Consider the following 22737-nt stretch of genomic DNA (forward strand, 5'->3'; position numbering starts at 1 on the left):
TAATCGTATAAATTTAAGTTAGATACATAGGTAAGGACAGTACAACATGGCAAAAGCTAATGTACGTGTAAGAAAAAAGGTTAAAAAGAACATTGCTGAAGGCATTGCCCACGTGCATGCTTCTTTTAACAATACAATTATTACAATCACTGATCGTCAAGGTAATGCGCTTTCATGGGCAACTTCAGGCGGTCAAGGCTTTAAAGGTTCACGTAAAAGTACGCCTTTTGCAGCACAGGTTGCGGCAGAAGTAGCTGGTAAATCAGCACAAGAATCTGGTGTTAAAAACTTAGAAGTGCGTATTAAAGGGCCAGGCCCTGGTCGTGAGTCAGCCGTGCGTGCATTAAATGCAGCAGGATTCAAAATCACGAGCATTACCGACGTGACACCTGTGCCACACAATGGCTGCCGTCCACCGAAAAAACGTCGCATTTAAGCGAATAAAGATTACTGGAGAATATTTTGGCTAGAAATTTAGACCCTAAATGCCGTCAATGCCGCCGTGAAGGTGAAAAACTGTTTTTGAAAGCTGAAAAATGCTTTACAGACAAATGTGCAATTGAAAAGCGCAATTTTGCCCCTGGTCAACACGGTCAACGCCGTAACTCACGTTTGTCAGACTACGGTGTGCAATTACGTGAAAAGCAAAAAGTACGTCGTATCTATGGTGTATTAGAAGCACAATTCCGCAGCTACTACGCTGAGGCAGATCGTAAAAAAGGTATTACAGGTGAAAACTTGTTGCAATTGTTAGAGTGTCGTTTGGACAACGTTGCATACCGTATGGGTCTAGGTGGTTCACGCACTGAAGCGCGTCAAATTGTGCGTCATAACAGTATTTTGGTAAATGGTAAACGTGTCAATATTCCTTCATACCAAGTAAAAGCGGGTGATGTGGTGTCTGTAGCTGAAGCGTCTAAACAACAGTTGCGTATTAAAGCTGCATTAGAAGCTGCAGAACAACGTGGTTTCCCTGAGTGGTTAGAAGTAGATGTGAAATCATTAAGTGGTAAGTTTAAAGCTAAACCACAACGTGATGAATTACCTGCAACCATCAATGAATCATTGGTTGTCGAGTTGTATTCTAAGTAATTTAGTGGTGTTCGTACTTAGTTATTACTCTTAACCTATTCATTCAAGGAAGTTTATGCAAAATAGTCCAACAGAATATTTGAAACCACGTGTTGTTGATGTAGAAGTGATTACACCTTTACGTGCTCGCGTTACGCTTGAGCCGATGGAGCGTGGTTTTGGCTATACATTAGGCAATGCGTTGCGTCGTGTATTGTTGTCGTCCATTCCTGGCTTCGCCATTACTGAAGTGAAAATTGATGGTGTGGTACATGAGTACTCAACAATTGATGGTGTGCAAGAAGATGTTGTAGACATCTTATTGAACCTTAAAGGCGTGGCACTAAAACTCAATACTAAATCAGAAACGATTTTGGTATTGAACAAGTCTGGCGAAGGCGTTGTTACAGCTGCCGATTTTGAAACTGGCCATGATGCTGAGATCGTGAATCCGAACCATGTTATTGCCCACTTAACCAAAGGTGGCAAGCTGAATTTGGAGGTGAAAGTGGAAATGGGTCGTGGTTATCAACCTGTTCCAGCACGCCAAAAAGTGAACCAAGAAGACCGCGTATTGGGCTTCATTATGGTAGATGCATCGTTCAGCCCAATCAATAAAGTGAGCTATCACGTTGAAAGTGCGCGTGTTGAGCAACGTACCGACTTAGACAAGTTGATTATGGATGTTGAAACCAATGGCATTATTGAGCCTGAACAAGCGATTCGCGATGCGGCTCGTATTTTGATTGGCCAATTGTCTGTGTTTGCAAACTTAGAGGGTGCACCTAGCGAAGTGGAAGTGAAATCTGCTCCGCAAGTAGATCCAATCCTGTTGCGTCCAGTAGATGATTTGGAATTGACAGTACGTTCAGCCAATTGCTTAAAAGCAGAAAATATTTTCTACATTGGTGATTTGATCCAACGTACCGAAAATGAGTTATTAAAAGCGCCTAACTTGGGCCGTAAATCACTCAATGAAATTAAAGATGTGTTAGCTTCTAAAGGCTTAACACTTGGCATGAAGCTTGAAAACTGGCCACCAGTTGGCTTAGAAAAAGCTTAATCCGTTTATTTGCAGTTAAAAGTTTAAGGAAGTTACTATGCGTCACGGTAATAGCAATCGTAAGTTAAATCGTACTAGCAGCCATAGAGCCGCTATGTTCCGTAACATGTCAGTTTCATTGTTGCGTCATGAAGTGATTAGAACCACTTTGCCTAAAGCAAAAGAGTTGCGCAAATATGCTGAGCCGCTCATTACTTTGGGTAAAGATGCAACATTGGCAAACCGCCGTTTGGCTTTTAGTCGCTTGCGTGATCGTGATATCGTTACTAAATTGTTCGGTGAATTAGGTCCACGTTACAATGCACGCAATGGCGGGTACTTACGTATCTTGAAATGCGGTTTCCGTAATGGCGACAATGCGCCGATGGCCTATGTTGAGTTGGTTGATCGTCCAGACAACACGACAGAAGCAGTCACAGTAGAGTAACTGTTAAATTGCGATGTCAGTAAAAAGCCAGCCTATGCTGGCTTTTTTATTTTATACGCTAAGGTTTATTCTATTAACTTTAAAATATCTGAAGTGGTAAACGGCCAGTTTAATTCGGCCTGAGTGTCTAGACGTTTTAACACTGGGATAGTTGTGCCGTAGCGCGTGACAAGGTCGTCATCGTTAGCAATTTCAATCATTTGCACTGTAAGATTTATTTCATCTAGCATGGCTTCTGCCAGCTCACATAAGTGGCAAGCAGATGTTGTATAAAGTTGAATCATTAAATGTTGTGGGTTGTCCAAATTGATGCATTATTTCTAGTGGTTTTCATCGATTTTAATCTAAATTAAATCATAATAACGTATTGAGAAAAATAATACCTATCCTGGGATTGTGATGTCAGACAAACAAGAAATCAAAGAAAGCTTAAGCGAGAGCCTGCAACAGGTGATCTCGTTATTAGAAAAGCACAAGTTGGTGGAAAGTCTTGTACATAAGCAGGATATGCCTAAGCACGATCTGGTAGAAAGCTTGGTACATAAGCAAAATCTCAGCGAGCTGCAAAAAAAATTAGATGTACTCCACCCGGCAGACGTAGCCTATATTCTTGAGGCGCTACCCCTTGACGACCGCCTGAAAGTCTGGGATTTGGTCAAAGCTGAGCGCGATGGTGAAATTCTGCTGGAAGTGTCTGACGCAGTGCGTCAGACCTTGATTGCCGACATGGATAGCCAAGAATTGTTGGCAGCAGCAGAGCAGCTAGATACCGATGAACTGGCTGATTTGGCGCCGGACTTACCGAAAGATGTGTTGCAAGACCTGATGTTCAGCTTGGATACGCAGAACAGAGAGCGATTGCAGTCCGCGCTGTCATACCCGGATGATGCCGTGGGCGCGTTGATGGACTTTGATATTGTGACCATACGTGAAGACATCACGCTGGAGGTTGCATTACGTTACCTCCGTAGATTGGGCTCACTGCCAGACCATACTGATAAACTGTTTGTGGTCGATCGCTCTGATATCTTGCGCGGCGTGTTGCCACTCAAACGTATGGTGGTGCACGAGCTAGATGTGAATGTTGCGGATGTGATGGCTGCCGATGCTGTCGTGTTTCATCCAGAGGATGTGGCGGATGAGGCGGCAAAAGCGTTTGAGCGTTATGACTTGGTGACGGCGCCTGTTGTGGACAGTAATAATAAGTTAGTTGGGCGTATCACGGTGGATGCGGTAATGGACTTTATCCGTGATGAAGCGGAATCCGACAAGCTCTCGATGGCGGGTTTGCGTGAGGAAGAAGACTTTTTTGCTTCAGTGTGGAAATCTGTGCAGAACCGTTGGGCATGGTTGGCCATCAATTTAATTACAGCATTAATCGCATCGCGTGTGATTGGCTTGTTTGAGGGGTCTATCGAGAAAATTGTCGCGTTGGCCGCATTAATGCCAATCGTGGCCGGTATTGGTGGTAACTCGGGTAACCAAACCACAACGATGATTGTGCGAGGCTTAGCGTTAGGGCAAATTTCATCGCACAATATGAATTCGCTCATTCAAAAGGAGTTAGGTGTAGCGCTATTGAATGGTTTGATTTGGGGCGGTGTACTTGGGTTGATCGCCTATATTCTTTATGGAAATTATGAGCTCGGCCTTGTGATGATGAGTGCAATGACACTCAATTTATTGCTGGCGGCCATTATGGGCGTCATGATTCCATTGGTCATGAATAAGTTTGGGCGCGATCCTGCAGTGGGGTCAAGCGTATTGATTACCGCCATGACGGATAGTGGCGGATTTATGATCTTTTTGGGTTTGGCCACCATCTTTTTGCTATAAATAACTGATATCACCTTTATGACGAACCCAGAAATAGAACTGATTTGGCAAGAAATTATGGCGGATTTCTCATCGCCAGCAGCGCTTTGGCAGTTGCTAATTATTGTGCTTGCCGTGGGGACTGCATTTGCAATCAATGGTGCATTACGTGCCTATTTCATGGATCGTTTACATGACCACACTAAGCCTGTGCTGGGGGTTGTTAATCGTATTCTGTTCCCAATCAGCGCATTAATCATGGTGGGGCTTGCACGCTACATTTGCGCAGAGTGGATGCATGTCGGCATGCTTAGAATCGCAAGTAGGCTATTGTTAGCAATGGCGGTGATTAGGGTGCTGGTGTATGCACTACGCTATATTTTTTCACCTAGCGGTTGGCTTAAAACATTAGAGCATGTGATTGCATGGGGGATCTGGTTACTGGTAGCGCTGCACTTGAGCGGTATTCTGCCGGAAATCGCTTTGGCGCTAGAAGATGTGAAGTTTAATATTGGTAAAAACCCGGTCAATCTATTGGTGGTATTACAAGGGATGCTCACTGTGGTGGCAACTATCTTTGTTGCGTTGTGGTTAAGTCGGCTCATTGAAAATAAGCTGATGCGTGCAGACCAAATCAATATCAATATGCGCGTAGTGCTCAGTAAGCTGGTACGTATTGTATTTATCTTTCTAGCAGTGTTAATCGCCTTATCAGCCGTAGGGCTCGATATCACACTGCTTTCCGTATTTGGTGGTGCTCTAGGTGTGGGGCTTGGTTTTGGCCTGCAAAAAATCGCCAGCAACTATGTGAGCGGATTTATTATCCTGGTCGACCACTCGGTGCAGATTGGCGATTTAATTACGGTAGCTACGCATTACGGTGTTGTTAAAGAGCTGCGTTCACGCTACATGACACTGCGTAAGTTGGATGGCACAGAGGTGATTATTCCAAATGAGATGATGATTACTGAAGTGGTCATCAATCATACCTCGGCAGAACATAAGGGCCGGATACAAATGCCGATCCAAGTGGCTTACGATGCTGAGCTAGATCAAGTCATTAAGCTCATGCGTAGTGTTGCAGAACAGCATTCGCGCACGCTTAAAACCAGTAACGTGGATGTGCATGTGAAAGGGTTTGGTGAAAGTGGTATTGATATGATGCTTTCATTCTGGGTGGCCGATCCTGAAGAGGGTTCTTCGGCATTGCAATCCGAGCTATATCAGAATATTTGGAAGTTATTTAAAGCCAATGGGATTGGTATTCCATACCCACAACGTGAGATTCGCTTGCTGAATACAAGTGTCTCACCAGAGTAATCTGGTGCGTGCGAATTGCTTGAATAGTGCTGGATATAGATAATAAAAAAGCCCGTTAATTTAACGGGCTTTTTTATGACTTAAATAATGATTATTTAAGTTTAGTTTCCTTATACATTACGTGTTTACGTGCCACTGGATCAAATTTTTTGATTTCCATTTTTTCTGGCATTGTACGTTTGTTTTTAGTAGTGGTATAGAAATGACCAGTACCAGCACTTGATTCTAATTTGATTTTTTCGCGCATTGCTTATGCTCCTTAGATTTTTTCGCCAGCAGCACGCAATTTTGCGAGCACAGCGTCAATGCCGTTTTTGTCGATAGTGCGCAAAGCCGCATTGGTAATACGCATGCTTACCCAACGGTTTTCACTCTCAACCCAGAATTTACGGTTTTGTAAATTTGGTAAAAAACGACGTTTTGTTTTGTTTTGTGCGTGAGAAACATTGTTGCCCACCATTGGTTTTTTGCCTGTTACCTGACATACACGTGCCATAATGACTCCTGAGACAAAATTGTCTTCAATACTTTGCTTTTTTAGAAAGACGGCAATTATAGTATGAAAACGATAATGTTTTCAAGCTAAATAGCTTAATTTGCTAATTATTTTCGTTGCTAGAGTTAATGTTTACCGGTACTACCAAAGCCACCTTCACCACGATCGCTTTGCGCAAACTCATCTACGATATGAAAGTCGGCCTGCACCACAGGCACAATCACCAATTGAGCGATGCGTTCCATCGGGTTCAGAATAAACGCCTCTTTGCTGCGGTTCCAGCAAGACACGAGCAATTGCCCTTGATAGTCTGAATCAATCAGCCCAACCAAATTGCCAAGCACGATGCCGTGTTTATGGCCTAAGCCGGAGCGTGGTAGAATCAGTGCCGCATAGTAGGTGTTGTCGATATGAATCGCCATGCCTGTTGGAATCATGATGGTCTCGCCCGGTTGTATGCTTTGTGTATGATCAATACAGGCGCGCAGATCCAAACCGGCGGAACCGGGAGTGGCATAACTGGGCATCATATGGTGGAGGCGATTATCAAGAATTTTTAGATCAACGGTAATGGACATAACGATGGTTTTTGTTTGAGCTGATGAGAATGTATTATTAAACACTAATTGCCTGTGAAAAGCACTAGACAATAAAAAAGCCAGCTTAACAAAGCTGGCTTGATACTAGTACATATGTCTAAAATTTGTAGCTAGCGCTTAATCCTAGTAGGTAGTTTCTATCTGCACCTGGTTCAAAGAATAAAGCATTGCCATCGTTGACGCGTACTGAACCAATATATTCTTTATCAAACATATTCTCCACGCGAAGGAACTCTTTGAAGTTCCAATGCGCGAGATTTTGCTCAAATCCAGCGCGTACATTAAAGATAGTGTATGAAGGCGCTTTATCTATATTGATGTCGTTGACATATACTTGGCTGCTATGCCTGCCTTCTAAAGCAGAAAAGAAGCCAAAGGTTGGATAGCTCCATGCAACTTCACCGTAAATTTGTGACTTGTAAGTACCAGGAATACGGTTGCCTGAATTCACTGTGCCTGTGGTGCCCGCTGCGTTAATGACGGTAACGAACGGATCCTCGAATTTGGCATTGAGCAATGTATAGGATGCGAAGACATTAATGTTGTTATCAAAGCTGGCATCTATTGAAGCCTCGATGCCTGTGCGTTTTGTGTCCCCTGCATTTTGAAAGCTGGATCGCCCAGCAACAGTCTGCCGAGTCACGATTTCATTCTCAGTATCTATTTTAAATAAAGTGAGGTTAGCTCTAATGTTGTCAGTAACAAATGCCTTTGCACCTATCTCAAAGTTGCGACTTTCCGCAGCCTTGAGCGATAGGTTGGGTTTGCTGGCTACACCGCCAGCGACATTATCAAAAGCAGCCTCAATGAAGGTTGGTGTTTCAAAACCTTTACCAAAGTTGGCATATAGATTTAACCTGTCAGTTGCTTTCCATGTGAGCCCGATAACAGGCGTGGTTTTTTGGTATTCCACAGCGCCGCTATTGTTACCGTTACTGCCTGTCCCAGTTAAAAAGTTATCCTCTACTTTGAGTCTTACTTTGGTATGCCTAGCGCCTGCATGCAGGTCTACGCTGTCAGAAACGCTTAGTTTACCTTGTACATATTGATCAAAATTGGTGGCGATATTCTCTTCATCGCGATTTTTAACGTTAACACTTACGCCACTCGCTAGAACATTGGTATCCAAACGACCATCTTCGAGCTTGCCATACGTTATGCCTGCACTAATGTTATAAGGTAAATTGCCTAAAGTGCCTTTGTTATCCCAGCGAGCATCCATGCCATAAAAATCACGGTCAATTTCGCTGAGTCGTGCATTAGTAGTGGCTGGTGTGAGGGCTGTGGCTGTCGTAGTTAAAATCTGTGCGTTTTTACGGTTACCTACATATGGCACAACACTTAGCTTATTATTTTCATTGAATGCATGCTCAAAATTAAAGCCAACTTGTGTGTGGGTACGGCTGACGCTGGTATTGGCGTTGATAGCAGCCGGTACCACAGAGTCTCGGGTGCTGCTGTTAAAGGCACGTGCACGGTCCAAGCCAAGCGGGTCTTGCGCATCCTGATCAAACCAATTAATCAAAGTGGTGAGTTTGGTATCTTCACTGATATTGAATTTAAATTTGGCGGTGGCTTGCTGTTTATCGCTCTCGCTATTATCGCGATAGCCATCGCTCTCAAAGTTGGAGCCATTTAATAAGTACTCAACACCGTCTGCAATACCCGCTGCATTGATGACTTGGCGTTTGGTGTTGTAACTGCCAAACATCACTGTGCCACCTATTTCAGGGGTTTTCGGTGCGTCTTCTGTGAACATTTGAATCACACCACCGGAAGAGTTGCCATATAGTGCGGAGAACGGGCCGCGTAATACCTCTATACTTTTGATTGCGGATAAATCCACAACACCAGGCTGACCTTGGCCATCCGGCATAGTGAGTGGAATGCCATCAACGTAAACTCGGACACCACGCACACCAAAGCTAGAGCGTGAACCGAAGCCGCGACTTGAAATTTGTGGGTCTTGGGCTTGTTGTGTTCTATTTTGTGCGGTGATGCCAGGCACTCTAATCAAGCTTTCCGAGAGCGTCATTTGTAGCTGGCCGTTTTGAATATCCTCTTGCTTGACCACGTCAATGGCAATGGGAAGGTCAAAGCTATTTTGCAGCGTGCGGGTGCCAGTGACAACAATCGGTGCGATATGCAAGGTTTTCTCATCCTCCTCTGCATAGGCATCGAGCGCCGGTACCATGCCTAATGCGCTGGCAACAGCCATCGGTAATAGTTTAAATTGGACTGTTTTGTTGTTTGAAATCATGTTGGTTTCATCGGTAGTGAATTAATCGCGCGATAATAACCATAATTAGAAGGATTGGCATCAGCAATATCATGATTTTATGCGATGCGCTCAGAGGGATTGACTTGCATTTGATGCAAGTCAAACGGGCAGGCTATTTAAGCATGCTGGCAAGGTGCTGCAATATTAACAACGCTACTTCTGGCTTTGTACTAAGTGGCAATGTGTGAGTGCCGGCATCATCAATCAGCGTGACTTGATTATGGTCTTGCCCCATGGCGATGCTGACATCATTGGCAACGATAAGCGGGAGTTTTTTAGCGATACGTTTTTGTGTTGCATGTTTAATCACATGCTCGGTCTCGGCAGCGAATCCTATGCAAAACGGTGCGTTGGGCAAGCTAGCAACATCAGCCAGTATGTCTTTATTTTTTAGCAAGGTTAAGCTAAGTGTGTCTTCACTTTTTTTGATTTTTTGTGTAGAAACTTGTGCCGGACTGTAGTCTGCTACCGCAGCAACGGCAATCAATACATCTTGATGATGCACTTGCTGCATCACTGTTTGATACATACTTTTTGCATCCAGCGCTTTGATAAAGGTAAGGTTGCTTGGAGGTGTTTGCGTGCTATGCCCACTCACCAAGGTGACTGCTGCACCCATGTCAACTGCTACTTGTGCAATAGCATAGCCCATTTTACCGGAGCTTAAATTGGTGATGGCACGGACCGGGTCAATCGGCTCTAGTGTGGCACCTGCAGTAATGAGGATACGTTTTCCTTGCAGCAACTTGGGCGTAAAGTGCGTAGTCACAGCTTGCATCAGTGCCTCAGGTTCCAGCATGCGTCCTAAGCCAATTTCACCACAGGCTTGCTCGCCGGCAGCCGGCCCTAATATGCTAATGCCATCCGCCTTCAGTTGGCTGATATTGCGCTGCGTTGCTGGGTTCTCCCACATCTGTTTGTTCATGGCTGGTGCAACGAGCAACGGACAGTTTCTCGCTAAACATAGGGTAGACAGTAAATCATCCGCACGACCATGCACGAGCTTTGCTAAAAAATCTGCGCTGGCAGGGGCAATCAAAATAGCATCGGCTTGGCGACTGAGTTCAATATGCGGCATACCATTCGGAATAGCGTTATCCCACATATTCATATACACCGGGTTGCCCGAAAGCGCTTGCATCGTCACAGGTGTAATAAATTGACAAGCGGCTTCAGTCATCACAACTTGTACACTGTAACTCTGTTGAATCAGTAGGCGCACCAGTTCGGCCGCTTTATAAGCTGCAATACCGCCTGTGATACCCAGTACAATCGCGCGTTTTGAAGATTGAGATGCCATGCGCGAATTCTATCTGAAACAAGGTGCAATTGCGATGATTGCGCGTACGGCATGAAAGCGGCATAGATTGCTGTTAAGATAATAGAAAAAACAGGTGCCTTATGTGGAAAAAAATACGCATTATCATTCTGCTGTTGATTCTTGCAACGGTGATTCAGCAGACGTTACAAGAAGATGCGGATTTGGATTGGAATAAAAATTTCTATGTAGCGGTATATCCTATCAATGCAGATAATAGCGCGGTAGTAAGCACTTACATTAACACACTCACCCCCCAAGATTTTGAGCCGGTGGCAGAGTATTTTGCAGAAGAAGCACAACGTTATCAGTTAGGCTTGCGTCGCCCATTTGAGATTCGACTCGGGGATAAAATCAATCAAATTCCTCCAGCACCCCCAGTGGAAAGTGGCGTATTGAAAGTCGTGCTATGGAGTTTACAGTTTAGATATTTTGCCTGGAAAAACTCACCTAGCATGTCGGTTAAGCCGGATATCCGGCTGTATTTGCTATACCATGATCCTTTAACTAGCCCTCGCCTTACGCATTCAACGGCTTTAAATAAAGGCAGAATAGGGCGTGTGAACTTGTTTGCCGATGCAGCGTATGCCAAAAAGAATTTGGTGATTCTGGCGCATGAACTGCTACATACGGTCAAAGCAACTGACAAGTATGACTTAGCGAACGGATTGCCTAGTTTCCCCGACGGTTACGCCGAGCCAGAGAAACAGCCCAGATTGCCACAAGATTATGCAGAGCTGATGGGTGGCAGAGTGCCACTGACCGAAAGTACTGCAGAGGTACCTAAGAGCTTGCGGTTAACTTTGATTGGACGCAAAACTGCAAGAGAAATTGGCTGGGTGCGATAATCATCAGATGGTCATTTCAATATAAGAAAGAAAAGAAAGCACAGCATGGCGATTACAGATTGGCCTGAAGGGGAGCGCCCAAGAGAAAAGCTGATGCAGCAGGGAGCAGCGGCATTGTCAGATGCGGAGTTGCTTGCCATCTTTTTGCGCGTAGGGGTAACAGGTAAAAGCGCAGTAGACTTAGCGCGTGATCTTTTGCAACAGTTTGGCAGTTTAAATGGCATTTTTTCGGCGTCGCTAGTGCAAATCAACCAAGTGCATGGCATGGGTGAAAGCAAGTATTGCCAGTTACAAGCAATTTTTGAGATGAGTCAGCGGGCATTGGCAGAGCAAATGCAGGTACGCGATGTGTTGTCCTCGCCTAAGCAAGTACGTGATTATTTGATGCTCAAGCTAGGGATATTACCGCGAGAAGTGTTTATGCTGCTGTTGCTGGATGCGCAAAATCGGGTATTGGCGCAGGAAGTGTTGTTTGAGGGCACGTTGACGCAAACCAGCGTCTATCCGCGTGAAGTGGTGAAGCGCGCGCTGCATCACAATGCCGCTTCTGTTATTTTTGCACATAATCATCCTTCTGGCATTGCTGAGCCTAGCCAGGCGGATGAAAGCCTGACACAGGCATTAAAGCAAGCATTGGCCTTGGTGGATGTGCGGGTGTTGGATCATTTTATTGTGGCGGGCAATAGTACCTGTTCGTTTGTAGAGCGCGGTTTACTTTAAGAGCGAGGAGCCTGAGATGTCTTTGCAAACTTGGGAATTGTTAAGTTACATTGTGACGGTGTTTGGTTTGCCGTTGGCAATCCTCTCATTTATGCTAGAGCAGCGTAAAGAACGTGAGAACGAAGAAGAAGAGGTGTATCAGTTATTGTCGGATGCCTATACCGATTTTCTTAAGCTGGTGATGGCGAATCCAGACCTTAAATTGCGCTCACAATCCAGTATTGAGCAGCTAACAGAAGAGCAACTGGAGCGTATGTACGTGATGTTTGAAATTTTGATTTCATTATTTGAACGTGCCTATTTACTTGCTTACGAGCCCAATATGGCGGGCAAGCAATTGCGGCGTTGGTATTCATGGGATGACTATATGCGCGAGTGGTGCGAGCGCGATGATTTTCGGGAGTGGTTGCCAAGGCTGTTGCAAGGTGAAGACCCCGATTTTGCCAAGTACATCACAAAAATCGCGAAAGAAAAAGGCCGGGTTGGTACGCCGACCTTGATTGAGGTTTAACCTACCTTAAGTGTGCTATGTGCTTTCACTAAACGTTTGAGTTCTGGCACACAAGAGCCACAGTTGGTGCCGCATTGCAACTTGGCTTGTAGCGTTTGCAAGTCTGCCCCAGCTTCACAGGTGTCGATAATTTCATTCTCTGACACATCAAAGCAGTTACACACAATTTTGCCACGGCTTTTTTGACCGCTAGGTGGCGCACTTAATGGCGCAAGTGCCCAACGTCTGAGTTCATCGGTAAATTGGCCTTGTTGCATCACTTGTTTCAGCCAGTCTGCTGCCAATGTTTCACCAATCAGTTTCACGCCAGTCACTTGGCCTGATTCTACCAAGATGCGTTTATGGATACCGCGTTTGGCATCGTCATAATTTAGCATGGGTGCGTCTTCCACCATGCCAAGCATTTGGTCCAAACGTTGAATAATCGCGGCATCAGGCGCAGTATGATGCGATGCACGCAATACGACCATGCCGTGGTCACGACCATACAATCCGCAGGTGGCGTAATCAAACTCTTTAAGTAGGGGGCGAATGTTTTCAACCAAACTTAGATTACTGCAAGTGCGCATGACCGTCATTTGCCAAGGCAGATCCAGCTTTTCAATCTTAATGGCCGTGTGCTTTAACTCTGGTTGCTTGGAGGTCTTATCAAATGCTGGCGGCATCAAGGCATTGACACCCAAGCCACTCATCGTTTGGCTTCCCCAGTGCATAGGGATAAAGGTTTCCGCCGGTTTGACTTCTTCGGATTGCTGCACACGAATATTCAGGCTGCCGCGTTTATTGCTCAGTTTCACAATGTCGCCGGACTTGAGCTGCCGGCGCGTCATGTCATCCTGATTCATGGAAACGACCGGCTCTTCCACATGGTTATAAAGCTGCGCAATGGTGCCAGTGCGGCTCATGCCATGCCACTGGTCACGTAGGCGACCTGTCAACAGGTGTAGCGGATGGCGTGCATCGGTTTTATCGGCAGTACCTTTATATACCGCGTTGTGGAACTGCGCTTTGCCGTTAGGTTTTTGGAACACGCCATCGGTATACAGGCGTGCCTCACCTGTCGTTGCACCTTCTTTAAATGGCCATTGTTGCGGACCTTGTTGTTCCAGCAACTGGTAGCTGAGTCCGGTAATGTCTAAATCGCGTCCGCGTGTTGTTTCACGGTGCTCGTTGAACACGCTTTCCGTGGTGGGGTAATCAAATAACGATTTACCCGTAATGGATTTAGATGCGAGTTTTTTCTCTAAACGTTGTGCAAAGTCTACCGCAATTTCCCAATCGTGGCGCGCTTCACCCGGCTTGGGCGATGCACTTTGCAAGCGTGTGATTCTGCGTTCCGAGTTGGTCACGGTGCCTTCTTTTTCACCCCATGTCGTGGCTGGAAAGAACACATCGGCGTATTGGTTGCTGTCGGTGTTGTTAAAGGCATCTTGCAGCACGACGAGTTCGGCAGTATTCAGCGCTTCTAGTACATTATTCAGGTCCGGCATCGAGTGTGCTGGATTGGTGCAGGCAATCCATACCGCTTTGATTTCACCTTTTTTAATGGCATCAAACATTTCAACCGCAGTTTTTCCGGGCTGGGCGGGCACATCATCAATGTCCCATAGTTTCGCCACTTCTGCGCGGTGCTCGGCATTGGCTAAGTCACGGTGACCAGAAAGCAAGTTGGCCATGCCGCCGACTTCACGGCCACCCATGGCATTGGGTTGTCCGGTGAGCGAGAATGGGCCAGCGCCCGGTTTGCCAATTTGGCCAGTGGCCAAGTGTAGGTTGATGAGTGCCGCATTTTTATCCGTGCCGTGCACCGATTGATTGAGCCCCATGCAATACATGGAGAGCGTAGGGCCAGCACCAAACCATTTAGCCGCTTGAATAATATCTTGCTCACTGATGCCGCAAATATCAGCCACCATTTTAGGGGTGTATTCGCGTACGGTTTCTTTTAAAGCGTCAAAACCTTCGGTGTGGTTGCGGATATACTGCATATCCAACAGCCCTTCCCAGAGCATCACGTGTAATAGACCATTGAATAGTGCAACATCGGTGCCCGGTAAAATGGCCAAATGTAAATCAGCAAACTGTGCCGTATCGGTGCGACGCGGATCGACCACCACCACTTTCATGTCAGGATTTTTAGCTTTGGCATCTTCGATGCGGCGGAAAATAATCGGATGTGCAAAAGCGGTATTCGACCCTGCAATAAACAAACACCCGGTATGGTCGATATCTTCATAACAGGCGGGTGGGGAGTCTGCACCCAATGTGGCTTTGTAACCAGTCACAGCGGAGCTCATGCATAGGCGTGAATTGGTGTCGACGTTATTGGTGCCAATCAAGCCTTTAGCCAGCTTGTTGAACACATAGTAGTCTTCGGTCAGCAATTGGCCCGAAATATAAAAGGCCACGGAGTCCGGACCATGTTGTGCAATGGTGTCGGCGAATTTATCCACCACATAATCCAGAGACGCATCCCAAGTACTACGCTGACGCTCGGCACCGCGCTCGGTACGCAATTCCGGATATAGACCGCGTGCATCCAATTTGGCCGTGAGGTGTAGGGTTGAACCCTTGGTGCATAGGCGTCCGAAATTGGCAGGGTGGTCGGGGTCACCTTTCACATCAATAATACGTTGATGCTCTGTTTTAATAATCACGCCACAACCCACGCCACAATAGCAACAGGTAGCCTTGGTCTCTTTGACCGCAGGATTAATAGGGGATTGCACTTGATTTGCCATTTGCTACTTTGTCCGTCTTTAAATTACTAACTTCAAACTTCTAAATACACCATACCATCTTCTACTTTGACTGCATAGCAAGCGGTTTGACCAACATCTGGCTCTTCCGCTTTGCCGTCTACCAAGCTGATTTTCCAGCTATGTAGCGGGCAGGCTACTTTGTCACCATAGACAATTCCTTGCGAGAGTGGGCCGCCTTTGTGTGGACAGGTATTGTTCAGCGCAAATACACGGTCATCTTCGGTGCGGAAAATACCAATATCTGTTTTTTCAGTACGCACCAAGCGTGAACCCAGTTTAGGGATTTCGGTTAAGGGGCAAACTTTTGTCCAGCTCATAAAAACTCCAAAATGATATGAAATGCAGTCAACGGTTAGGAGACTATTAGTAAATAAATAAATAAAAAATTAAGAATCAGAGAGAAAATCGCCAGCCACTGCCATTTGAGTAATCGGGCTCTTGCAATCAGTGGTGTGCGTTGCAATGCAATGGGTTTGAGCTCGCCGTATTCCAGCGCATGTAACATCTCGTCTGCTGTTTCAAAGCGTTTATCGCTATCTCGTGCAACGGCTTTAAGAATAATATTTTCTAGCCATGCCGGAATATCCGGACGGTAGCGTGTGGGGCGAATCGGCTCGCCAAAACGTGGCGCTTGAAAAGGCTCGATCTCGCCATAAGGATATTTTCTGGTCAGCAAGTAATACAGCGTGACGCCTGCCGCATAAATATCGGTAGTGATGTCTGCAGAATTACCTTCAAACAATTCCGGTGCCATAAAGCTGGGTGTGCCCGGGTTACTCATGGTTTCCGGTGTGCCGATGGTGGTATTGAGTGCTACCCCTAAATCTAAAATGCGCAAACGCTGGTCTGACCCAATATGAATATTGGCTGGTTTGATGTCGCGATGAATAATGTTTAAGCGGTGCAACATGCTGATGCCTCGCATCAGGTCTTCAGCGGTCTTGGCTACGCCATTGACCGTAAAGTGATGTCCATGTTCAATGCGCTGCTGCAAGGTCGCACCTTCGTGCCAGGTCATCACATAATACAAATGCTTACGTTGTTCAGCCGTTAACGGCAGCACTTGTGGCACGCATTGCGATACCACGCGTTTAGCCAGCCATTCTTCATTCAATAGCGCTTGGCAACTGTCTTTATCATTGGCCATGATAGGCTGCAGTGTTTTTAATACAAACAATTGCTTGCTCTGGTTTCTGACTTTGTACAGTACGGTAGCGCGTGAGTCATGCAAGATATCCTGCACTTCAAAGCCATCCAGTGTATCGCCCACTTTTAGTTTGGGTGGCACGGCTAAGTTCTGTGCATCCGAGAGTAAGTCATTCAGGTTATCGGTGCCAATCTCATCGATGCGCACAATGATTGCCGTTGCATTGTCTTGCCCACCTTTTTCCAGCGCCGTTTTGGTGAGGTGGTCACTGATCATTTGCGGGCTGTCGTACAGCATCATCGCATGATGGATCGCTTTCTCACCTAAAGGCTCCCATACGCCATCACTCATCATGGCAAAGGTGTCGCCTACTTCTAATAGGCCTTCGGAAAAGTCTACATTAAGCGTGCTATCTAACCCTACAGCGCGCTTGAGCACGTGGCGCATGTCGGGTCTGTCCCATACATGATCGGTCGTGAGTTGTGTGAGCGTTTTGTTGCGAAGGCGATAAATACGTGTATCCCCCACATGCGCCAGAATATAACGCTGCCCTTTCAATACAAGTAGCGATAATGTTGTCGCCATGCCAGACATATCGCGATTAGCTGCGGCCTGTGCCAGCACCCAACGGTTGGCGGCACTCAACACTTTTTCTAACGAGATATGGATTTGCCAAGTATCAGGCGTTGCATAGTAATCGGCAGAGACTGTACGCACTGTCATTTCAGCGGCTTCGCGCCCGCCCGCGTTGCCACTGACACCATCAGCCACCGCAATGAGCGCGCCTTTGGTGGCGAGCACCGCGTGGTTTGGCGTGACCACACCCGCGTAATCTTCATTACGTGTGCGTGGCCCTACTAGGCTGCTTTCGCCAACGCTAAATTTCAGTGACATGACAATACTTAACGATTAAAACAGCCACTATACCTTAGCGGTGGTAGCCGTTGCAGCACCCCAGGTAGTTCTCCAGCGTGTTTTCACACCCATTAATCCCACCATGGCTAAGATGGCCAATCCGGCAAATATCAATAAGCCAATTTGATAGCTGCCAGTCACTTGTTTAGAGTAGCCCAAGCTGGAAGCAAGATAGAAACCACCGATGCCGCCCGCCATACCAACCAACCCAGTCATGACGCCAATCTCTCTGCGGAAGCGTTGCGGCACCAATTGGAACACTGCACCGTTGCCCATGCCGAGTGCTGCCATAGCCAGAATCACAACCGTTAAGCCTAAGGCTTGAGTTGGAATACCAAAACTTAAGATAAATAAGAACAAGGCCGCCAAGATGTACATGATGGTGAGTGAACGAATGCCGCCGATACGGTCTGCCAATAAGCCACCAAATGGGCGTACCAATGAACCAGCAAACACGCATGCGGCCGTAAAGTAACCAGCATGGACTGGCGGTAGACCATATTGGTCATTGAAATAAATAGTCAATGAAGAAGCCAAGCCAACAAAGCCGCCAAAGGTCACGCTATAAAAGAACATGAACCACCAAGCGTCTTTGTCTTTTAATACAGCAAGATATTGCCCTAAAGATTTGGCTGCGGGTGCGTCCGGTGCGTCTTTGGCAAAAATCACATACACCAACAAGGCAATGCTGAGTGGGATGAGCGCTAAACCAAACACGTTGTTCCAGCCGAATGCAATCGCTAAGCCTGGCGCAAATAACGCGGCTAACGCTGTACCAGAGTTGCCTGCACCCGCAATGCCTGCACCCGCAATGCCTAATGCCGTGCCTTGATGCTCTGGCGGATACCAGCGTGAGGCCAATGGCAGTGCCACGGCAAACGCTGCGCCGGCAAAGCCCAAGAACATGCCTAATAACAAGGTATGTTGATAAGTATGCACACCATGTAGCCAAGCCACCAGCAGTGCGGCAATCACAATAAACTGGCCCACTAAACCCGCTTTTTTAGGCTTGATTTGATCAACCAACACGCCCATAAAAATACGCAGCAAAGCGCCTGTCAGCACTGGTGTGGCGACCATTAACCCTTTTTGTGCTGGCGTTAGATTCAGGTCTGCCGCGATTTGCACGGCGAGTGGGCCTAACATGACCCACACCATAAAGCTTAAATCAAAGTAGAAAAAGGCAGAAAATAGAGTGGGCTTGTGGCCGACTTCCCAAAAACTTTTTTGCATGATCATCTCCTTGGTGAAGCATTTTGCTTCACCTGTATATTGTTGAGCGTGAAACGGTTAGTCTCACGGGCACTTGATTGAAAAAGAAGCGGTATTACACTATGTGGTATTACGCCGTGCGGCACTACACTGTAATAGTGTCGAACTCTTTGTGCTCGGCGCGTTTTTTCACGCGATCTGCCCAAGGGTCTACAGAACCTTGTAAGGCGTACAGCAAGCGCTCATAAGCGGCGGTACGGCCTTCGGCATCTTCTAGAATACGTTTCTTCACGTAATCCAGACCTACACGTTCAATCCAGTGCACGGTACGGTCAAGGTAACGCGCTTCTTCGCGGTAAATTTGGATAAACGCACCAGAGTACTCAATCACTTCTTCTGCCGTTTTCACTTTGCAGAGGAACTGGGCGACTTCGGTTTTGATACCGCCGTTACCACCGACATAGATTTCCCAGCCAGAATCGACGCCAATGATGCCGACATCCTTAATGCCAGATTCCGCGCAGTTACGTGGGCAGCCAGATACCGCAAACTTCACTTTATGCGGTGCCCACATGTGGTCAAACGCTTTTTCAATATCAATGCCTAGCTGTGTAGAGTTTTGTGTACCAAAACGGCAAAACTCAGAGCCCACACAGGTTTTAACAGTACGGATCGATTTGCCGTAAGCGTAGCCAGAAGGCATATCTAAATCTGCCCACATGCTGGTGAGGTCTTCTTTTTTCACACCGAGCAAGTCAATACGCTGACCGCCAGTGACTTTCACCATTGGCACATTGTATTTGTCGGCCACATCGGCAATTTTGCGCAATTGATCAGAGGATGTAACGCCACCATACATCCGTGGAATCACAGAGTAGGTACCATCTTTCTGGATATTTGCGTGCACGCGTTCGTTAATAAAGCGTGACTGCGGATCATCTTTGGCTTCATGTGGCCAACTGGAAATTAGGTAGTAATTCAATGCAGGGCGGCAAGTTGCACAACCGTTAGGTGTGCCCCAGCTCATGCCTTTCATCGCATCTGGAATATTCAGGTATTTGTTTTTGCGAATTTCTTCACGGACGACCTCGTGGCTCTTATCGGTACAACCGCAAATCGATTTGCTGCTAGAAGGCGGTGCATAACCACCCCCTAAAGTAGAGGCTAAAATTTGCTCGACCAAGCCTGTGCAAGAGCCACAGCTTGAACCCGCTTTGGTTTGTTTTTTAACGTCGTCAATGGTGAACAAGCCTTTTTCTTGAATGGCTTTGACGATCGTGCCTTTGCATACACCATTACAGCCACAGACTTCCATTTCATCTGTCATAGCGGCTGCTTTGTCTTGACCTTGGTGCCCGGTATTGCCCAGACTATCTTGCCCGAACATGAGGTGATCACGTATCTCATGAATCGGTTTGCTATCACGCAACATCTGGAAATACCAAGCCCCATCCGTCGTATCGCCATAGAGCACGCTGCCGATGATTTTGTCATCTTTAATCACGAGTTTTTTGTACACCCCGCCTACTGCATCGTGCAACACAATTTCTTCGGTATCTTCACCGCCAGAGAAATCTCCGGCAGAAAACAAATCAATGCCTGTGACTTTTAATTTTGTTGAAGTCACGGAGCCTTTGTATAACCCAATACCAAAGTTGGCCAAGTGTGTGGCGCACACCTTAGCCATTTCAAATAACGGTGCGACCAACCCGTAAGAGGTGCCGCGATGTGAAACGCATTCGCCCACTGCATACACGCGCGGGTCGTAAGTTTGCATGGTGTCGTTGACTACAATGCCACGGTTACAATGGATGCCAGCCGATTCAGCCAATGCATAATTCGGGCGAATGCCTACGGCCATGACGACTAAATCGGCAGGGACTTCTTGGCCGTCTTTAAATTTGACTGCCGTCACGCGGCCATCTTTACCAATCAGTGATTCGGTATCTTTTTTCAGTAAAAAGTGCAGGCCTTTAGACTCTAGTGATTTTTGCAGCATCACGCCTGCAGTTTTGTCTAGCTGGCGTTCAAGTAACCACTCGTTTTTATGGACGACAGTGACATCCATGCCCTGGATTTTCAACCCATTGGCCGCTTCTAAACCAAGCAAGCCGCCACCAATTACCACTGCATGTTTATATTGTTTAGCAGTTTCAATCATGTCGTTAGTATCTTTAATGTCGCGATACCCCAGCACGCCTTGTAAATCGGCACCGGGAATTGGCAACATAAACGGCTTGGAACCTGTGGCCAACAACAAACGGTCGTATTCTGCACTGGTGCCATCTTCCGCATACACCACGCGATTTTTACGATCAATCTTGTTGATGCGTGCGTTAGTGTAGAGCGTGATATTGTTTTCTGCGTACCATTCGCGTGTATTTAAAATGATGTCATCAATCGTTTGCTCGTTTGCAAGCACCGGCGACAGCATAATGCGGTTGTAATTGGGATAAGGTTCATCGCCAAACACTGTAATGTGATAGATATCCGGCGCTATTTTGAGCAGCTCCTCTACCACGCGCATCCCTGCCATCCCGTTCCCGACCACCACTAAATTCATTTTTTTCATAGTACACCTACCTTGTTTAATCTATCGCGTTTAAGCAATTTACGAGCCATGTATATAACCATAGCGGAATCAATGCATTACATATCGTCTATACGTCATTTAACGTAGTGATGACCATTAATAGTGCATATGCACCAAGATGTGATTTATCTTGGTGCATGCGCAAAAACCTATCTCGCTACCCACTTTTTGTGGGTAGTGATGTTAGTTAAAATGTGTACATGGCAGTGAGCCATAGTTTTTCTGTATCTCTAAAACGATTCGCTTGAGAGGTAGTGGCTGTCGGTTGATAATGATCACTTTCCGTGAATTTGCCGTACTCCAGTTTAGTCATGATATTTTTATTAACGTTATAAGTTACGGCAGCGTTCCATTCTTTACCATAGCGGTTACCGTTAGTGCTTGCGCCGTTACCTACGGTATTGAAATCTTCATCCGAGTCGATTAAATGATAGTCGGCAAAAAATAAGAAATCGTCATAACGATAAGTGGCAGTCACAAAAGTATCTTTGATGCCTGATCTTGGCGTCACTAAAAACTTATCTACCCAACCTTGGAATAAGTGGTTGGTACCATAAGGTGTTTGGAAAGCATATTTGTTATCGTTACTAGATAACAACTCTTGGTCGATACGCATATTGAAGTTATCCCAACCCAAGCCGCCACCCAGTTTGTAGTAGTGTGCATCAATACGACTGTCGCCATCCGCATAGTCACTTTGTTTGGCATATTCGGCCGTGTAGTGCGCTCTGAAATTAGGGTTGAATGGGTGTGTACCGTCTAAACGTAACCCAAAGGTTTTATTGGATTGATCAGCAGTTAAATTAGGACGGCCGCTATTATTCAAAGTACCTGCACCAAACCATGCATTGCCAAACCCTAAATCGTTCACATTTGATAAATAGCCGTAACCGACTAAGAACTCAGTAGGGGATATACGGTAGCGTATATTTAAAATATCTAAATCACCGCCACGTTGCACGCTAGTAATTTGAGTGACTTCCTCGAAATGAGCTGCAAAAATCTCAGTTTCTGGAAGGCTCTTGTTCAACACGGATACACCATCAAATACTTGCATCACTTGGCGGAAAGCAATATCGCCAATAAACCGTACGTTATCTAAATTGACGGCTTGGCGGCCTAAACGGACGCGCGTGTTCTTCACGCCAGTCCAGTCGATGTAGGCTTGGTTGATGTCCGTAAAATCAGGGTCTACGATTTTGGCGTATTGGATTTTACTGTTTTGATTAGAGGCACCATTGATACGGAAACCGTTCGTGCCATCATTAAAGCTATCATCTAATTTGGAAACGTTAATAAACTGCACTGCAAAACTAAAGTTCTTGTATGGAGCCGTTTGCCAACCTACCAAGCTACGTAATGTAATACCATCAGCATCTTTCAAATCGTTGTTTCTGGTTGGATTGAGTGTGTTAGCCGCGTTGCTATAGTTAGCAGGTTGCAAACCATCTTGCTCTACGTGTTCATAGCGTAGTCTAAAACTAGTCATATTTTTACCGGTTTTAATCGCATCCATGAAGGTATATTCTGGCAAGGGCTCTTCCTCTGCGATTGCGTAGCCTGATACTGCAGAAAAACACAACAACACTGCAAATGAAACTTGACTCAGCTTAGACTTGGTATTACTTTTCATTCTGTT

Annotated in this window: 21 protein-coding genes; 9 read left to right on the forward strand and 12 right to left on the reverse strand. The window is 46.1% G+C overall.

Annotated features, from left to right (window positions below):
* Window positions 1-46: 46 nt before the first annotated feature.
* From rpsK to rplQ, 4 genes are read left to right on the forward strand one after another with little or no spacing between them, the layout of a single operon-like run.
* Window positions 47-436: a 30S ribosomal protein S11 gene (gene rpsK, locus A3Q3_RS0111165; RefSeq protein WP_020166857.1), complete on the forward strand. Its 390-nt coding sequence runs from the start codon at window positions 47-49 to the stop codon at window positions 434-436.
* 26 nt (window positions 437-462) lie between these two features.
* The gene (gene rpsD / locus A3Q3_RS0111170) at window positions 463-1092 is read left to right on the forward strand and encodes a 30S ribosomal protein S4 (RefSeq protein ID WP_020183671.1); all 630 of its coding nucleotides are present in this window, start codon (window positions 463-465) and stop codon (window positions 1090-1092) included.
* A gap of 55 nt (window positions 1093-1147) precedes the next feature.
* Window positions 1148-2134 carry a DNA-directed RNA polymerase subunit alpha gene (rpoA, locus tag A3Q3_RS0111175; RefSeq protein ID WP_020183672.1) on the forward strand — a complete coding sequence of 329 codons (987 nt, stop codon included), beginning with the start codon at window positions 1148-1150 and terminating at the stop codon, window positions 2132-2134.
* A 37-nt stretch (window positions 2135-2171) separates the two neighbouring features.
* On the forward strand, window positions 2172-2561 hold the full coding sequence (gene rplQ, locus A3Q3_RS0111180) for a 50S ribosomal protein L17 (protein WP_020183673.1): 390 nt from the start codon (window positions 2172-2174) through the stop codon (window positions 2559-2561).
* 65 nt (window positions 2562-2626) lie between these two features.
* Here rplQ and A3Q3_RS0111185 read toward each other — a convergent pair whose 3' ends face one another.
* Window positions 2627-2845, reverse strand: coding sequence for a glutaredoxin family protein (locus A3Q3_RS0111185; RefSeq protein ID WP_026361885.1), 219 nt, complete (start codon window positions 2843-2845; stop codon window positions 2627-2629).
* A 115-nt stretch (window positions 2846-2960) separates the two neighbouring features.
* On the opposite strand from A3Q3_RS0111185, the gene mgtE reads away from it, so the two are divergent.
* Window positions 2961-4397 (forward strand): magnesium transporter, encoded by a 1437-nt coding sequence (gene mgtE, locus A3Q3_RS0111190; RefSeq protein ID WP_020183675.1) that lies wholly within the window; start codon window positions 2961-2963, stop codon window positions 4395-4397.
* An 18-nt stretch (window positions 4398-4415) separates the two neighbouring features.
* Window positions 4416-5696 carry a mechanosensitive ion channel family protein gene (locus A3Q3_RS0111195; RefSeq protein WP_020183676.1) on the forward strand — a complete coding sequence of 427 codons (1281 nt, stop codon included), beginning with the start codon at window positions 4416-4418 and terminating at the stop codon, window positions 5694-5696.
* Window positions 5697-5787: 91 nt separating this feature from the next.
* On the opposite strand, the gene rpmG is transcribed toward A3Q3_RS0111195, so the two are convergent.
* The 5 genes from rpmG to coaBC form a co-directional block, all read right to left on the reverse strand.
* A complete protein-coding gene (gene rpmG, locus A3Q3_RS0111200; protein WP_013441158.1) occupies window positions 5788-5943 on the reverse strand; it encodes a 50S ribosomal protein L33 in 156 nt (51 codons plus the stop codon).
* 12 nt (window positions 5944-5955) lie between these two features.
* A complete protein-coding gene (rpmB, locus tag A3Q3_RS0111205) occupies window positions 5956-6192 on the reverse strand; it encodes a 50S ribosomal protein L28 (protein ID WP_020183677.1) in 237 nt (78 codons plus the stop codon).
* A 125-nt stretch (window positions 6193-6317) separates the two neighbouring features.
* Complete coding sequence (gene dut, locus A3Q3_RS0111210; protein ID WP_025223670.1) at window positions 6318-6770, reverse strand: dUTP diphosphatase; 453 nt, start codon at window positions 6768-6770, stop codon at window positions 6318-6320.
* Window positions 6771-6888: 118 nt separating this feature from the next.
* Entirely contained in the window at window positions 6889-9051 is a 2163-nt protein-coding gene (locus A3Q3_RS0111215; protein ID WP_020183679.1) for a TonB-dependent receptor, read from the reverse strand.
* A 133-nt stretch (window positions 9052-9184) separates the two neighbouring features.
* Window positions 9185-10372, reverse strand: coding sequence for a bifunctional phosphopantothenoylcysteine decarboxylase/phosphopantothenate--cysteine ligase CoaBC (gene coaBC, locus A3Q3_RS0111220; protein ID WP_020183680.1), 1188 nt, complete (start codon window positions 10370-10372; stop codon window positions 9185-9187).
* Between the two features lie 101 nt (window positions 10373-10473).
* Between coaBC and A3Q3_RS0111225 the strand changes: the two genes are divergently transcribed.
* Genes A3Q3_RS0111225 through A3Q3_RS0111235 form a run of 3 tightly spaced genes read left to right on the forward strand, consistent with a single transcriptional unit; the run spans window position 10474 to window position 12469 of the window.
* Entirely contained in the window at window positions 10474-11238 is a 765-nt protein-coding gene (locus A3Q3_RS0111225; protein ID WP_020183681.1) for a hypothetical protein, read from the forward strand.
* 45 nt (window positions 11239-11283) lie between these two features.
* Window positions 11284-11958, forward strand: coding sequence for a DNA repair protein RadC (gene radC, locus A3Q3_RS0111230; protein WP_020183682.1), 675 nt, complete (start codon window positions 11284-11286; stop codon window positions 11956-11958).
* Between the two features lie 16 nt (window positions 11959-11974).
* Entirely contained in the window at window positions 11975-12469 is a 495-nt protein-coding gene (locus tag A3Q3_RS0111235; RefSeq protein WP_020183683.1) for a hypothetical protein, read from the forward strand.
* On the opposite strand, the gene A3Q3_RS0111240 is transcribed toward A3Q3_RS0111235, so the two are convergent.
* The 6 genes from A3Q3_RS0111240 to A3Q3_RS0111265 all read right to left on the reverse strand — a co-directional run bounded on the left by A3Q3_RS0111240 (window position 12466) and on the right by A3Q3_RS0111265 (window position 22731).
* Window positions 12466-15210 carry a nitrate reductase gene (locus tag A3Q3_RS0111240; RefSeq protein WP_020183684.1) on the reverse strand — a complete coding sequence of 915 codons (2745 nt, stop codon included), beginning with the start codon at window positions 15208-15210 and terminating at the stop codon, window positions 12466-12468. The genes A3Q3_RS0111235 and A3Q3_RS0111240 overlap by 4 nt on opposite strands.
* 32 nt (window positions 15211-15242) lie before the next feature.
* Window positions 15243-15548: a nitrite reductase small subunit NirD gene (gene nirD / locus A3Q3_RS0111245; protein ID WP_020183685.1), complete on the reverse strand. Its 306-nt coding sequence runs from the start codon at window positions 15546-15548 to the stop codon at window positions 15243-15245.
* A gap of 35 nt (window positions 15549-15583) precedes the next feature.
* The gene (locus A3Q3_RS0111250; RefSeq protein WP_020183686.1) at window positions 15584-17272 is read right to left on the reverse strand and encodes a bifunctional protein-serine/threonine kinase/phosphatase; all 1689 of its coding nucleotides are present in this window, start codon (window positions 17270-17272) and stop codon (window positions 15584-15586) included.
* A 27-nt stretch (window positions 17273-17299) separates the two neighbouring features.
* Window positions 17300-18526 carry a NarK/NasA family nitrate transporter gene (locus tag A3Q3_RS0111255; protein WP_020183687.1) on the reverse strand — a complete coding sequence of 409 codons (1227 nt, stop codon included), beginning with the start codon at window positions 18524-18526 and terminating at the stop codon, window positions 17300-17302.
* A 124-nt stretch (window positions 18527-18650) separates the two neighbouring features.
* Window positions 18651-21077, reverse strand: coding sequence for a nitrite reductase large subunit NirB (nirB, locus tag A3Q3_RS0111260; RefSeq protein ID WP_020183688.1), 2427 nt, complete (start codon window positions 21075-21077; stop codon window positions 18651-18653).
* A gap of 208 nt (window positions 21078-21285) precedes the next feature.
* A complete protein-coding gene (locus A3Q3_RS0111265) occupies window positions 21286-22731 on the reverse strand; it encodes an alginate export family protein (RefSeq protein WP_020183689.1) in 1446 nt (481 codons plus the stop codon).
* Between the last annotated feature and the right edge of the window lie 6 nt (window positions 22732-22737).

Source organism: Methylotenera sp. 1P/1 (genome assembly GCF_000384355.1).
Taxonomy (GTDB): domain Bacteria; phylum Pseudomonadota; class Gammaproteobacteria; order Burkholderiales; family Methylophilaceae; genus Methylophilus.

What these genes read in the sequence shown, in the direction of transcription:
- rpsK (WP_020166857.1), top strand. Translation starts at nt 47, where the DNA reads ATGGCAAAAGCTAATGTACGTGTAAGAAAAAAGGTTAAAAAGAACATT.
- rpoA (WP_020183672.1), top strand. Translation starts at nt 1,148, where the DNA reads ATGCAAAATAGTCCAACAGAATATTTGAAACCACGTGTTGTTGATGTA.
- rplQ (WP_020183673.1), top strand. Translation starts at nt 2,172, where the DNA reads ATGCGTCACGGTAATAGCAATCGTAAGTTAAATCGTACTAGCAGCCAT.
- A3Q3_RS0111185 (WP_026361885.1), bottom strand. Translation starts at nt 2,845, where the DNA reads ATGATTCAACTTTATACAACATCTGCTTGCCACTTATGTGAGCTGGCA.
- mgtE (WP_020183675.1), top strand. Translation starts at nt 2,961, where the DNA reads ATGTCAGACAAACAAGAAATCAAAGAAAGCTTAAGCGAGAGCCTGCAA.
- A3Q3_RS0111195 (WP_020183676.1), top strand. Translation starts at nt 4,416, where the DNA reads ATGACGAACCCAGAAATAGAACTGATTTGGCAAGAAATTATGGCGGAT.
- rpmG (WP_013441158.1), bottom strand. Translation starts at nt 5,943, where the DNA reads ATGCGCGAAAAAATCAAATTAGAATCAAGTGCTGGTACTGGTCATTTC.
- rpmB (WP_020183677.1), bottom strand. Translation starts at nt 6,192, where the DNA reads ATGGCACGTGTATGTCAGGTAACAGGCAAAAAACCAATGGTGGGCAAC.
- dut (WP_025223670.1), bottom strand. Translation starts at nt 6,770, where the DNA reads ATGTCCATTACCGTTGATCTAAAAATTCTTGATAATCGCCTCCACCAT.
- A3Q3_RS0111215 (WP_020183679.1), bottom strand. Translation starts at nt 9,051, where the DNA reads ATGATTTCAAACAACAAAACAGTCCAATTTAAACTATTACCGATGGCT.
- coaBC (WP_020183680.1), bottom strand. Translation starts at nt 10,372, where the DNA reads ATGGCATCTCAATCTTCAAAACGCGCGATTGTACTGGGTATCACAGGC.
- A3Q3_RS0111225 (WP_020183681.1), top strand. Translation starts at nt 10,474, where the DNA reads ATGTGGAAAAAAATACGCATTATCATTCTGCTGTTGATTCTTGCAACG.
- radC (WP_020183682.1), top strand. Translation starts at nt 11,284, where the DNA reads ATGGCGATTACAGATTGGCCTGAAGGGGAGCGCCCAAGAGAAAAGCTG.
- A3Q3_RS0111235 (WP_020183683.1), top strand. Translation starts at nt 11,975, where the DNA reads ATGTCTTTGCAAACTTGGGAATTGTTAAGTTACATTGTGACGGTGTTT.
- A3Q3_RS0111240 (WP_020183684.1), bottom strand. Translation starts at nt 15,210, where the DNA reads ATGGCAAATCAAGTGCAATCCCCTATTAATCCTGCGGTCAAAGAGACC.
- nirD (WP_020183685.1), bottom strand. Translation starts at nt 15,548, where the DNA reads ATGAGCTGGACAAAAGTTTGCCCCTTAACCGAAATCCCTAAACTGGGT.
- A3Q3_RS0111250 (WP_020183686.1), bottom strand. Translation starts at nt 17,272, where the DNA reads ATGTCACTGAAATTTAGCGTTGGCGAAAGCAGCCTAGTAGGGCCACGC.
- A3Q3_RS0111255 (WP_020183687.1), bottom strand. Translation starts at nt 18,526, where the DNA reads ATGCAAAAAAGTTTTTGGGAAGTCGGCCACAAGCCCACTCTATTTTCT.
- nirB (WP_020183688.1), bottom strand. Translation starts at nt 21,077, where the DNA reads ATGAAAAAAATGAATTTAGTGGTGGTCGGGAACGGGATGGCAGGGATG.
- A3Q3_RS0111265 (WP_020183689.1), bottom strand. Translation starts at nt 22,731, where the DNA reads ATGAAAAGTAATACCAAGTCTAAGCTGAGTCAAGTTTCATTTGCAGTG.